Annotated in this window: 12 protein-coding genes; 6 read left to right on the top strand and 6 right to left on the bottom strand. The window is 60.5% G+C overall.

Features of this window, described 5'->3' with window-relative positions; all coding sequences use genetic code 11:
- Nucleotides 1–26 precede the first annotated feature (26 nt).
- Nucleotides 27–602 carry an RNA polymerase sigma factor RpoE gene (rpoE, locus tag WA302_RS08575; RefSeq protein ID WP_004929136.1) on the bottom strand — a complete coding sequence of 192 codons (576 nt, stop codon included), beginning with the start codon at nt 600–602 and terminating at the stop codon, nt 27–29.
- Nucleotides 603–816: 214 nt separating this feature from the next.
- Here rpoE and nadB point away from each other — a divergent pair, with 214 nt between their 5' ends.
- Entirely contained in the window at nt 817–2418 is a 1602-nt protein-coding gene (nadB, locus tag WA302_RS08570; RefSeq protein ID WP_025303949.1) for an L-aspartate oxidase, read from the top strand.
- Nucleotides 2419–2456: 38 nt separating this feature from the next.
- Here nadB and trmN read toward each other — a convergent pair whose 3' ends face one another.
- Nucleotides 2457–3236, bottom strand: coding sequence for a tRNA(1)(Val) (adenine(37)-N(6))-methyltransferase TrmN (gene trmN, locus WA302_RS08565; RefSeq protein WP_025303950.1), 780 nt, complete (start codon nt 3234–3236; stop codon nt 2457–2459).
- Nucleotides 3237–3335: 99 nt separating this feature from the next.
- On the opposite strand from trmN, the gene srmB reads away from it, so the two are divergent.
- Nucleotides 3336–4658, top strand: coding sequence for an ATP-dependent RNA helicase SrmB (srmB, locus tag WA302_RS08560; protein ID WP_025303951.1), 1323 nt, complete (start codon nt 3336–3338; stop codon nt 4656–4658).
- 52 nt (nt 4659–4710) lie between these two features.
- Here srmB and WA302_RS08555 read toward each other — a convergent pair whose 3' ends face one another.
- From WA302_RS08555 to grcA, 3 genes are all read right to left on the bottom strand, one after another.
- A complete protein-coding gene (locus WA302_RS08555; RefSeq protein ID WP_169541073.1) occupies nt 4711–5466 on the bottom strand; it encodes an ankyrin repeat domain-containing protein in 756 nt (251 codons plus the stop codon).
- Nucleotides 5459–6421, bottom strand: a complete 963-nt coding sequence (locus WA302_RS08550) for a DUF2974 domain-containing protein (protein ID WP_147824182.1) — start codon at nt 6419–6421, stop codon at nt 5459–5461. The genes WA302_RS08555 and WA302_RS08550 overlap by 8 nt, the downstream gene beginning before the upstream one ends.
- 183 nt (nt 6422–6604) lie before the next feature.
- Nucleotides 6605–6988: an autonomous glycyl radical cofactor GrcA gene (grcA, locus tag WA302_RS08545; protein ID WP_004929114.1), complete on the bottom strand. Its 384-nt coding sequence runs from the start codon at nt 6986–6988 to the stop codon at nt 6605–6607.
- 346 nt (nt 6989–7334) lie between these two features.
- Between grcA and ung the strand changes: the two genes are divergently transcribed.
- Nucleotides 7335–8018 (top strand): uracil-DNA glycosylase, encoded by a 684-nt coding sequence (ung, locus tag WA302_RS08540; RefSeq protein ID WP_033635636.1) that lies wholly within the window; start codon nt 7335–7337, stop codon nt 8016–8018.
- A 56-nt stretch (nt 8019–8074) separates the two neighbouring features.
- Here the strand turns inward: ung and grpE are convergent, their stop codons facing one another.
- Nucleotides 8075–8659, bottom strand: coding sequence for a nucleotide exchange factor GrpE (gene grpE, locus WA302_RS08535; RefSeq protein ID WP_025303955.1), 585 nt, complete (start codon nt 8657–8659; stop codon nt 8075–8077).
- 125 nt (nt 8660–8784) lie between these two features.
- Here grpE and nadK point away from each other — a divergent pair, with 125 nt between their 5' ends.
- The 3 genes from nadK (at nt 8785) to bamE (ending at nt 11990) form a co-directional block, all read left to right on the top strand.
- Entirely contained in the window at nt 8785–9663 is an 879-nt protein-coding gene (nadK, locus tag WA302_RS08530; protein WP_019452304.1) for an NAD(+) kinase, read from the top strand.
- A gap of 86 nt (nt 9664–9749) precedes the next feature.
- Nucleotides 9750–11411 carry a DNA repair protein RecN gene (recN, locus tag WA302_RS08525; protein ID WP_025303957.1) on the top strand — a complete coding sequence of 554 codons (1662 nt, stop codon included), beginning with the start codon at nt 9750–9752 and terminating at the stop codon, nt 11409–11411.
- A gap of 240 nt (nt 11412–11651) precedes the next feature.
- Nucleotides 11652–11990, top strand: a complete 339-nt coding sequence (gene bamE / locus WA302_RS08520; protein ID WP_004929101.1) for an outer membrane protein assembly factor BamE — start codon at nt 11652–11654, stop codon at nt 11988–11990.
- Nucleotides 11991–12065: the final 75 nt, after the last annotated feature.

Genomic DNA, 12065 nt, shown 5'->3' with positions numbered 1-12065 from the left:
AAGTACCCTTCCTGTGCCCGCCATTGCTAACGCTGGATCAGCGGTTGAACTTTATTATCGATAGCTTCCCGGGCGCGGAAAATACGCGAACGTACGGTTCCGACCGGGCAATCCATGATGGCGGCTATCTCTTCGTAGCTTAGACCATCCAACTCCCGCAAGGTAATCGCCATGCGAAGATCCTCAGGGAGAGACTCAATGGTACGGAAAACTATCTGTCTCAGCTCTTCTGACAACATTAAGTTCTCAGGGTTCGAAATTTCTTTCAGTGCGCCCGCACTTTCGTAATTTTCCGCATCGTTGGCGTCCACATCACTGGATGGCGGACGGCGCCCCTGAGCAACCAGATAATTCTTTGCCGTGTTCACGGCGATTCGATACAACCAGGTATAAAAAGCGCTGTCGCCACGGAACGATTCCAGTGCGCGATAGGCCTTGATAAACGACTCCTGCACCACATCGGGCACATCGCCCTGCGGCACATAGCGGGAAACGAGACTCGCCACCTTATGCTGATAGCGCACTACCAGTAGGTTAAACGACTTCTGATCGCCCTTTTGGACCCGCTCGACCAGAACTTGATCCGTTAACTGCTCGCTCATCCGAGGTAAACTCTCCCCAAATCCGTCTCCACGCGTAAAATTGTACTGCCAGCCATACATTATTTTCCTGAGCAAGCACTCGCTTGGAGTTCATATAGAACACGAAGTTCCATATCGCCATTGTTTTTTCTGTTGATGTCACCCTATCCGTGGCTTTTGCCCGGACAGTTAGGCTAACATGAAATTCACTCTTCTTCTGCACACATCATACGTTATGCAACCATCATCTGAACATGTTAGCGATGTCCTGATCGTCGGCAGCGGCGCTGCGGGCCTGTCACTGGCGCTGCGCCTGGCGCAGCATTGTAAGGTTACCGTTCTCAGCAAGGGGCCGCTCAGCGAGGGGGCCACCTTTTACGCCCAGGGCGGGATCGCCGCGGTGTTCGATGAGACGGACAGCATTGCCTCACACGTTGATGACACTTTGATTGCCGGTGCCGGCCTGTGTGACAAAGAGGCCGTCGAATTCATCGCCGGCAACGCGCGCCACTGCGTGCAGTGGCTGATCGATCAGGGCGTGCTGTTCGACACCGAGATCAACGCGCAGGGCGAGGCGCATTATCACCTCACGCGCGAAGGCGGCCACAGCCATCGCCGCATCCTGCACGCCGCGGACGCGACCGGTAAGGAAGTAGAGACCACGCTGGTGGGGAAAGCAAGCGCTCACCCCAATATTTGCGTGATGGAGCGCCGCAACGCGGTTGACCTTATCACCTCGAATAAAATCGGCCTGCCGGGCACCCGCCGAGTCGTGGGCGCTTACGTCTGGAACCGCGAGCTGGAGCAGGTGGAAACCTACCGCGCCAAAACGGTGGTGTTGGCGACAGGCGGCGCGGCCAAGGTGTACCAATACACCACCAACCCCGATATCTCCTCCGGCGACGGCATCGCCATGGCCTGGCGCGCCGGCTGCCGGGTCGCCAACCTGGAGTTCAACCAGTTCCACCCGACCTGCCTGTTCCACCCGCAGGCGCGCAACTTCCTGCTGACCGAAGCGCTGCGCGGCGAAGGCGCTTACCTGAAGCGCCCGGACGGCAGCCGCTTTATGCCGGATGTCGACCCACGCGGCGAACTGGCCCCGCGCGATATCGTCGCCCGCGCCATCGACCATGAAATGAAGCGCCTGGGCGCCGACTGCATGTACCTGGACATCAGCCACAAGCCGGCGGAGTTCATCACCCAGCACTTCCCAATGATCCACGAAAAGCTGCTGACGCTGGGCTTCGATCTGACTCGGCAACCGATCCCCATCGTCCCGGCGGCGCACTACACCTGCGGCGGCGTGATGGTCGATCAGCACGGCCGCACCGATCTCGACGGGCTGTACGCCATCGGCGAAGTCAGCTACACCGGCCTGCACGGTGCCAACCGCATGGCGTCGAACTCGCTGTTGGAATGCCTAGTTTACGGTTGGTCGGCGGCGGAAGACATTCTGCAGCGCCTGCCGTTCATCCAGCAGGCCAAACAGGTGCCGCACTGGGATGAAAGCCGGGTGGACGATGCGGACGAACGGGTGGTGATTCAGCACAACTGGCACGAGCTGCGGCTGTTCATGTGGGATTACGTCGGCATCGTGCGCACCACCAAGCGGCTGGAGCGCGCCCTGCGCCGTATCAACACGCTGCAGGCGGAAATCGACGAGTACTACGCGCACTTCCGCATCTCCAACAACCTGCTGGAGCTGCGCAATCTGGTGCAGGTGGCCGAGCTTATCGTGCGCAGCGCCATGGCGCGCAAAGAGAGCCGCGGCCTGCACTACACGCTGGACTACCCGGATTTGCTGCCGGAAGCGCTGCCGACCATTTTGCAGCCTTAAACTCTGCGACAGGGCGCCTTATCGGCGCCCTTTTCTTTTCAGTAGAACAGGTAGAAGTCGGTGATCAATCGGCGGAAATCGTCGGTGTAGCTGCCATCGGCCTGTTTGATCGCCAGCGCCTGCGCCTGCAGCGGCGTTTCCCGCCGCGTCAGCGCCAGCAGCACCCGGTGCAGCGGCGTATCGGCCCGGTCGCTGACGTTCACTTTCACCGCCGTATGCCAGCCGCTTTGCAGCGCCAGGCGTTCGAATTCGGCGCCAACGTCGTGCGGCAGCACCACGCAGAACGTCCCCTGTTCCGCCAGCAGCTGCGCCGCGCAGGCCAACAGCGCGCCGTGCGTCAGGGTTTCGGTGTAGCGCGCGTTGTGCCGCGCCTGGTCGCGGCAGGCCACCGCCGGCTCGAAATACGGCGGATTACTGACGATCAGATCATACTCAGCGGCATGCCGCTGCGCATAATGATGAATATCCTGCGCATGCACGCGGATGCGCTGTGGCCACGGCGATTCCGCCGCGTTTTCGCGCGCCTGGCCGGCGGCGGCTTCATCCAGTTCCACCGCGTCGATGGTCACTTCGTCGCCGCTGCGCTGCGCCAGCATCAACGCGATCAGCCCGCTGCCGCAGCCGATGTCCAGCACCCGGCGCGCCTGCCCCAGCGGTGCCCAGGCGCCGAGCAGCACCCCGTCGGTGCCCACTTTCATGGCGCAACGATCGTGGGCGACAAAGAATTGTTTAAAGGTAAAACCCCCGCGGCGCGGGGTAAAATCGGCTTTCGATCGCTTGCTCACACTCACCACCTGGCTATAAAACTGGCGTAGCATAAGGCAATCTGATCGGCGGGAAAAGAGCGGCTTTCCGCTTAAATAGGTGAAGATCGCGGCCAACCCGTCTATAATCGGCGCCCCAAGTAGAGGTAGACCATGACAGCAACCACTTTTTCCGAACTCGAACTCGATGACCGCCTGATCGACGCGCTGCGCGACAAAGGCTACGATCGCCCCACCGCCATTCAGGCCGCAGCGATCCCGCCGGCGATGGACGGGCGCGACGTCTTAGGTTCGGCTCCGACCGGCACCGGCAAAACCGCCGCCTTCCTGCTGCCCGTTTTGCAGCACCTGCTGGACTTTCCACGCAAAAAATCCGGCCCGCCGCGCGTGCTGATCCTGACGCCAACGCGTGAACTGGCGATGCAGGTCGCCGACCAGGCGCGTGAATTGGCTGCTCATACCTCGCTGGATATCGCCACCATCACCGGCGGCGTCGCTTACATGAACCACGCGGAAGTGTTCAGCGAAAACCAGGACGTGGTGGTCGCCACCACCGGCCGCTTGCTGCAATACATTAAAGAAGAGAACTTCGACTGCCGCGCGGTGGAAACCCTGATCCTCGACGAAGCCGACCGCATGCTCGACATGGGCTTCGCGCAGGACATCGAAACCATCTCCGCCGAAACCCGCTGGCGCAACCAGACGCTGCTGTTCTCCGCCACGCTGGAAGGCGAAGCGATCCGCGAATTCGCCGAGCGCATCCTGAAAGAGCCGGTGGAAGTGGAGGCCGATCCGTCGCGCCGCGAACGCAAAAAGATCCTGCAGTGGTACTACCGCGCCGATGACGTGCAGCACAAAACCGCGCTGCTGATCCACCTGCTGCAGCAGCCGGACGTGCAGAAATCGGTGATCTTCGTGCGCAAACGCGAGCGCGTGCACGAGCTGGCCACCTGGCTGCGCGAAGCGGGCATCAACACCTGCTATCTCGAAGGCGAAATGGTGCAGGCCAAACGCAACGAGGCGGTCAAACGCATGATGGATGGCCGGGTTAACGTGCTGGTCGCCACCGACGTTGCCGCACGTGGCCTGGATATCCTCGATATCACCCACGTGTTCAACTTCGACATGCCGCGCACGGCGGATACCTACCTGCACCGCATCGGGCGTACCGGCCGCGCCGGGCGCAAAGGCACCGCCATTTCGCTGGTGGAAGCGCACGACCATCTGCTGCTGGGCAAAGTGGGCCGTTACCTGAACGAGCCGCTGAAAGCGCGCGTGATCGACGAACTGCGGCCGAAAACCAAGGTGCCGAACGAGAAGAGCAACGGTAAACCGTCGAAGAAAGTGCTGGCCAAGCGCGCGGAAGACAAGGCGAAGAACAAAGAAAAGGCCAAGGTGAAAGTGCGCCATCGCGACGCCAAAAACGTCGGCAAACGCCGTCAGGCGAAGGCCAAACCGGCCGGCGACGCGGAATAACCACCGCTGCCTAAGAAAAAACCGCCTGTACAGGCGGTTTTTTTATGGGCGTTTACTGCTGCGCGTAGTGCGTGGCCAGACGGTGCCCCTGCAGCCATTTATCCAGTTCGCGGAACTGCGCCTTCAGCTCGTCATTCTGCAAATGCGCCGGCGTTTGCGAGAAGTAAAACTGGAACACGACGCCCTGCTGGTTGCGTGCCCGGGCATCGGCCCCGGCCTGCAACAGCAGCAGCGCCAGGTGCGGCGCGTTAATCTTCGCCGCCAGATGCAGCGGAGTATCCCCCAGCCGATCGCTCAAGGTGGTGTCCGCTCCGGCCGCCAGCAACAGCCGCAGTTGCTCTTCGCGCCCGGCCAGCACCGCCGCCGCAAGCGGCGTGGCGCCGGTAACGGCATTACGCACGTTCACCTGTGCCCCTTCGGCCAGCAACAGCCGCAGGTACTGCGCATCTTGCAACATCGCCGCGGTGTGCAACGCGCTGTTGCCGTCCAGCCCCGCTGCCGCCGGGTCGGCACCGAGCGCCAGCAACGCCTGCACGCTACCCGGCTGTTGCGAAAGCACCGCCCACTGCAACAGCGTGACCTGCCGATCGCCCCGTTCGCGCAAGCGCTCCTGTGTGGCCTGCGCGGCGATGCCCTGCGCATCGCCGCGCGCCACCGCCTGAGCCAGCGCCTGGTTGCTGCGGCCGTCAAACGGTGAAATCTCCTGCCCCATCTGTTGCTCCTTAGCCATCATCAGTAAACCGGTCACCGCGACCAGCGCCAGTAAGGCTATCGCCAGCGCCCGCCGCAAGCGACGCCCTTCAGGCATTGGCCTTCGCCTCCCACGGCTTTTGTTCCGCCATCGAGCTTATCACCTTGTCGATGCCGTGCGCCGTCAGGCTGCGATCCAGATGCTTGCTCGGCCGCCAGTCATCGATGCCGGTCAGGGTATCGTTGTTGGCCAAGGTGATGTTATGGCCGATGGCGTCAGGGATCAGCGAAGTCGACTCCTGGGTGCTGGTCAGCATGTCATATTGTTCGCTGTAGCGGCGAATGCCGCCGGCTTCGGCATCTTTCTTCGCCGCCGCCGGATCGATACCCAGGCGATTCAGGGTGTAATCCGAAACCCCAGCCGCGTTGAAGGTGACCGCGACGGTACCGGTCGCCAGCGCAGCCGTGGCCGCCAGGCCACCGCCAAGCGAATGACCGGCGATCACCAGCGCATCGCCAAAGGCCGCCTTGGCGCTTTTGGCAGCGGCAACCGCCTGATTGTACTGCACATCGTCATAGCCCGTCGCCTGCCTCACGTTGCTCAGCCAGTCGCGCCAGTCGTTGGTGCCGGCGAACGCCAACACATACTGCTTGTCGTTGCTGTAAACCCCGGCCTGGAAACCGCTGCCCGCGTCGTGCAGGCTGGCGGGATCGATGCCAAAACCGAGCAGCGCGCTGTCGCTCAGGCGATTGAACCCGGCAGCGCCCTGGCCGTTCAGTGAATAAACGTCCTTGGCCAACAGCGCCAACGTATAATCACCTTCCTGCGATTGTTGCCCCCGTGTCACGCCCGGCGCTGCCGCCGCCGTCGGGGCCGCCGCGGAGATATCGCCGACCAGCGTATTCAACAGGTTCTGCGCATTGAGCGTGTTCTGCGAAGGGGTGGCCACCGGCGCTGGATTTGCCGGCGCTGCCGCAGGCTGCGCCGCCGTCGCCGTCTCGGCAGCGGCGCGAGGTGTAGGGATCGCGGCCACCGGGGATACTGCAGAGGTAAAACTTAAAGGCATACTCATGCCGACTCCTTGTCGATAGACTTTTTATTGAGCACCTGAATAGGTGCTGATTTAGCTATCGGCAGGTCGGATGAGTTCTGTATTAGAAATGCTTATCTTTGTACAGAATGTGATCCGCGTTCGGTTTTCGGCCACCAAACGCAGAAAAGGGAGCCGAAGCTCCCTGATTGACTGCGCCGCAAATTACAGGCTTTCGGTAAAGGTGCGGGCGATAACGTCGCGCTGCTGTTCCGGCGTCAGAGAGTTGAAGCGCACCGCATAACCGGACACGCGGATGGTCAGCTGCGGGTATTTTTCCGGGTGCTTGACCGCGTCTTCCAGGGTTTCGCGACGCAGCACGTTGACGTTCAGGTGCTGACCGCCTTCCACGCGCACGGTCGGCTGCATTTCCAGCGGCACTTCACGGTATTCGATCTGGCCCAGGTCGCTCACTGCGACAACCTGATCTTCCGCGTAGTTGGCCTTGGCGCACACGCAGCGAGCTTCCGCTTTTTCATCATCCAGCAGCCAGAAAGAATTCACCAGCGCCTGGTCGTTCGCTTTGGTAATTTGAATACCGGTAATCATTATGTTGCCTCCGTACAAGGGCGTAAAAATTCACGTCGTGAGAAAACCCAATTCTGGTTTCGGCCATTTGGTAAAACCATTGTTGTCTTGTTGTTCTGTATACCAGCCTGACCGGGCCAGTTCCTTGATTAAAGTCAATTTTTACCGGGTAGGCACAGGGCATGAAGGGGCAAATTTATGTTTTATATCAATTTTCCCACTGCGGCAAAAACCAATTATTTTTGTAAATTTTCAAAAATAATTGCATTACGCGTGACAGTGAGAAATGAAAAGCGGGTTTCGCTGCGCGTGCCGAAACGGTAAGCTATAGCCCATGAATTGCTAAAGAAAACAAAGGAGAGCGTTTATGGCCACCTCCCTCACCTGGCATGACGTGATCGGCAAAGAGAAAGAGCAGCCCTATTTTGTTGAAACGCTCGCCTTTGTTGCCGCTGAGCGCCAGGCCGGTAAGACCATTTATCCACCGCAGAAGGACGTGTTCAACGCTTTCCGCTATACCGAGCTGGCGGACGTCAAGGTCGTCATTCTCGGCCAGGATCCGTATCACGGCCCCAATCAGGCGCACGGCCTCTCTTTCTCGGTGCGCCCCGGCGTGCCGGCGCCGCCGTCGCTGGTGAACATGTATAAAGAGCTGGCGACCGACATTCCCGGCTTCGAACGCCCGGATCACGGCTACCTGCAAAGCTGGGCCGAACAGGGGGTGCTGCTGCTCAACACCGTGCTGACGGTGGAAGGCGGCCGCGCGCACTCGCACGCCAACCTGGGCTGGGAAACCTTTACCGATAAGGTGATCGCCGCCCTGAATGAGAACCGCGAAGGCGTGGTGTTCCTGCTGTGGGGCTCGCACGCGCAGAAGAAAGGCAACTTTATCGACCGCAACCGCCACCATGTGCTGAAGGCGCCGCACCCGTCACCGCTCTCCGCGCACCGCGGTTTCCTCGGCTGCCGCCACTTCTCGCAGGCCAATCAGCTGCTGGAGCAGCAAGGGCTCACGCCGATCGACTGGATGCCGCGCCTGCCGCAGGCATAGTCCAGAGACAAAAAAGGCACCCTCGGGTGCCTTTCTTTATGCCGTTGCCGGGGCGATTACGCCTTGGCTTTGGAGACCGCGACCATCGCCGGACGCAGCAGGCGGCCGTTCAGCGTATAACCTTTCTGCATCACCATCATCACGTGGTTCGGCTGGTGATCGGCGGATTCCATCATGCTCATCGCCTGATGCACTTCCGGGTTGAACGGCACGTTGACGTCGCCGACGATTTCGATGCCATACTTGCGCACCACGTCCAGCAGCGATTTCAGCGTCAGCTCGATGCCTTCGATCATCGCGGCCAGTTCCGGGTTGTTTTTATCCGCCAGATCCAGCGCGCGCTCCAGGTTGTCGATCACCGGCAGCAGATCGCCGGAGAATTTCTCCAGGGCGAATTTGTGCGCTTTTTCGACGTCCAGTTCGGCGCGGCGGCGGATGTTTTCCGCTTCCGCTTTGGCGCGCAGCAGGCTGTCGCGCTCGTGCTGCTGCGCTTCCGCCAGTTGGGCTTCCAGTTCGGCGATACGCGCATCGCGCAGATCGACGCCTTCCGCCGCTTCCGGCAGCGTATCATCGTGATGAGCGTGTTGTTCCATTTCTTCCGAGACTTGCTCGTTTGGCGTCTTCTGTTCTTTACTACTCATGAATATCTCCGCGTTTTAGCATTAATCTCGCAACTTGGCTTATTATGGGGATCAAAACCGGGGTTTCAAGTCAACCGGTCACAATGTGGGGCATAAACGGGTCCCGGTGAGGAAAATCACAACAAATGAATAAAAAATTCGCCTGTATTGGCATTGTTGGCCACCCGCGTCACCCTTCAGCGCTGGCAACCCACGAGATGCTGTTCCACTGGCTGGTCGCCCGTGGCTATTCGGTGATGGTCGAACGCCAAATCGCCCATGATTTGGGGCTGAAAGACGCCGTCACCGGCAGCCTGGCGGATATCGGCCAGCGCGCCGATCTGGCGGTGGTGGTCGGCGGCGACGGCAACATGCTCGGCGCAGCGCGCGTGCTGGCGCGCTACGACATCAAGGTAATCGGAGTCAACCGCGGCAACCTCGGTTTCCTCACCGATCTCGATCCCGACAACGCCCTGCAGCAGCTGGCGGACGTGCTGGAAGGCGAGTACATCGACGAACAGCGTTTCCTGCTGGAAACCATCGTGCATAAAGAGCACCAGCAGTGCCGCATCAGCACCGCCATCAACGAAGTGGTGCTGCACCCCGGCAAAGTGGCGCACATGATCGAATTCGAAGTGTACATCGACGATCGCTTCGCCTTCTCACAGCGCTCCGACGGCCTGATCATCGCCACGCCGACCGGCTCCACCGCCTACTCGCTCTCTGCCGGTGGGCCGATCCTCACCCCGTCGCTAGAGGCGATCGCGCTGGTGCCGATGTTCCCGCACACCCTTTCCGCCCGGCCGCTGGTGATCAACGGCGACAGCACCATCCGCCTGAAGTTTTCGCAGATCGGCAGCGATCTGGAGATCAGCTGCGACAGCCAGATCGCGCTGCCGATCCAGGAAGGCGAAGAAGTGCTGATCCGCCGCAGCGATTTCCACCTGAATCTGATTCACCCGAAGGACTACAGCTATTTCAACACGTTAAGCACCAAGTTGGGCTGGTCGAAAAAATTGTTCTAAAATCTGCGTCGGCCACTTTACTGTATATAAAACCAGTTTATACTGTATGAAACTACAGTTATGTGTTTATACACAGGAAGGTTCCCATGCTGGCGCAATTAACCATCAGCAACTTTGCTATCGTTCGTGAGTTGGAAATCGACTTTCAACCGGGTATGACGGCGATCACCGGTGAAACCGGCGCCGGCAAATCCATCGCCATCGATGCGCTGGGGCTGTGCCTCGGCAACCGCGCCGACGGCAACGTGGTGCGCCTGGGAGCCGCCCGCGCCGACCTCTGCGCCCGCTTCTCGCTGGCGGACACCCCATCCGCGCGCGCGTGGCTGGAGCAGAACCAGCTGGACGACAGCAACGAATGCCTGCTGCGCCGGGTGATCAACGCCGACGGCCGTTCGCGCGGCTTTATCAACGGCACCGCCGTGCCGCTGTCGCAGCTGCGCGAGCTGGGGCAACGCCTGATCCAAATCCACGGTCAACACGCCCATCAGCTGCTGCTCAAGCCGGAGCACCAAAAAGCGCTGCTCGACGCCTACGCCGACGAACCCGCCCTGCTGGCGGCGATGAGCCAGGCCTACCAACGCTGGCACCAGAGCTGCCGCGAGCTGGCGCACCATCAGCAGCAATCCATCGAGCGCGAAGCGCGCAAGCAGCTGCTGCAATACCAATTGAAAGAGCTGAACGAATTCGCGCCGCAGGCCGGCGAGTTCGAACAGACCGACGCCGAGTACAAGCGCCTGGCCAACAGCGGCCAGCTGCTGACCCTCAGCCAGCAGACGCTGCAGCTGCTGGCCGACAGCGACGAGAACAACATGCTCAGCCAGCTCTACAGCGCCAAACACCTGCTGCTTGAACTGGCCGGGCTGGACGACAAGCTCAGCGGCCTGCTGGACATGCTGGAAGAGGCTTCTATCCAGATCAGCGAAGCCAGCGACGAGCTGCGCCACTACGCCGATCGCATGGATCTCGATCCCAACCGCCTGCACGAGCTGGAACAGCGCCTGTCGCGCCAAATCAGCCTGGCGCGCAAACACCAGGTTGCGCCGGAAGAGCTGCCGCAGCTGCATCAGCAGTTGCTGGATGAACAGCAGCTGCTGTCGCAGCAGGAAAGCGATCATGAGCACCTGAACGAGGCGGTCACCCAGCATCATCAGCAGGCGCTGGCGCTGGCGGAAGAGCTGCACCAGAAACGCCTGCACTACGCGGCCGAGCTGACCACGCTCATCACCGACAGCATGCAGGCGCTCTCCATGCCGCACGGCAAATTCAACATCGACGTGCGCTTCGAACCGCAGCATCTGAGCGCCGAAGGGGCCAGCCGCACCGAGTTCTGCGTCTCCACCAACCCAGGGCAGCCGCTGCAACCGCTGGCGAAGGTCGCCTCCGGCGGTGAGCTGTCGCGCATCGCGCTGGCCATTCAGGTGATCACCGCCCGCAAGATGGAAACTCCGGCGCTGATCTTCGATGAGGTGGACGTGGGCATCAGCGGCCCGACCGCCGCCATCGTCGGCCGTCTGCTGCGCCAGCTCGGCGAATCCACCCAGGTGATGTGCGTCACCCACCTGCCGCAGGTGGCCGGATGCGGGCATCAGCACCTGTTCGTCAGCAAGCAGACCGACGGCACGGTCACCGAAACCCAGATGGCGCCGCTGGATAAACGCGCCCGGCTGCAGGAGCTGGCGCGCCTGCTCGGCGGCAGCGAAGTCACCCGCAATACGTTGGCGAACGCCAAAGAACTGCTGGCGGCATAAAAAAGCTCAACTTTTTCACTTTCCTGCGGTCTGACAGTGACGCTGTTGACCCGAAAGATATCTAAAGTGCGGCGCGGCGGTGATCTTAAGCCCCCTCAACGGCCTGAAACAGGCCAAGCGCTTGAGGTGCTGAAAGAAAGCCAACGCGTCGCAACGTGAAAGATGAAGGGTATAAAGGTTTCCAACTGCCGCAAGGTCTATTATCATCGGCATCCTATGCCCTAAAGGAATGTGATTACTATGCGCTGTAAAACGCTGACTGCCGCCGCTGTAGTTCTTGTGATGCTGACTGCAGGCTGTTCTACTTTTGAAAAGGTGGTTTATCGTCCTGACATCAACCAGGGGAACTACCTGACGTCGACCGACGTGGCGAAAATTCAGAAAGGGATGACCCAACAACAGGTCGCTTACACATTGGGCACCCCAATGCTGCAAGACCCGTTCGGAACTCAGACGTGGTTCTATGTGTTCCGCCAGCAGCCTGGCCATGAAGACATCACCCAGCAGACGCTGACGCTGACCTTCGACAGCGCAGGCGTGTTGACCGATATCCAAAACAAACCGGCGCTGACCAAGTAATCGGCGCCGCCCGCTCTTCCGGCCCATGAGGGGGCATGGTGTTCCTCATGACAGTCGCAGGCTGCAACGCGGAAG

The organism is Serratia sp. 201 (assembly GCF_037027545.1).
Lineage (GTDB): Bacteria > Pseudomonadota > Gammaproteobacteria > Enterobacterales > Enterobacteriaceae > Serratia > Serratia bockelmannii.
The sequence above is the reverse complement of the archived record's forward strand: the minus strand, read 5'-3'. Positions and strand labels throughout refer to the sequence as shown.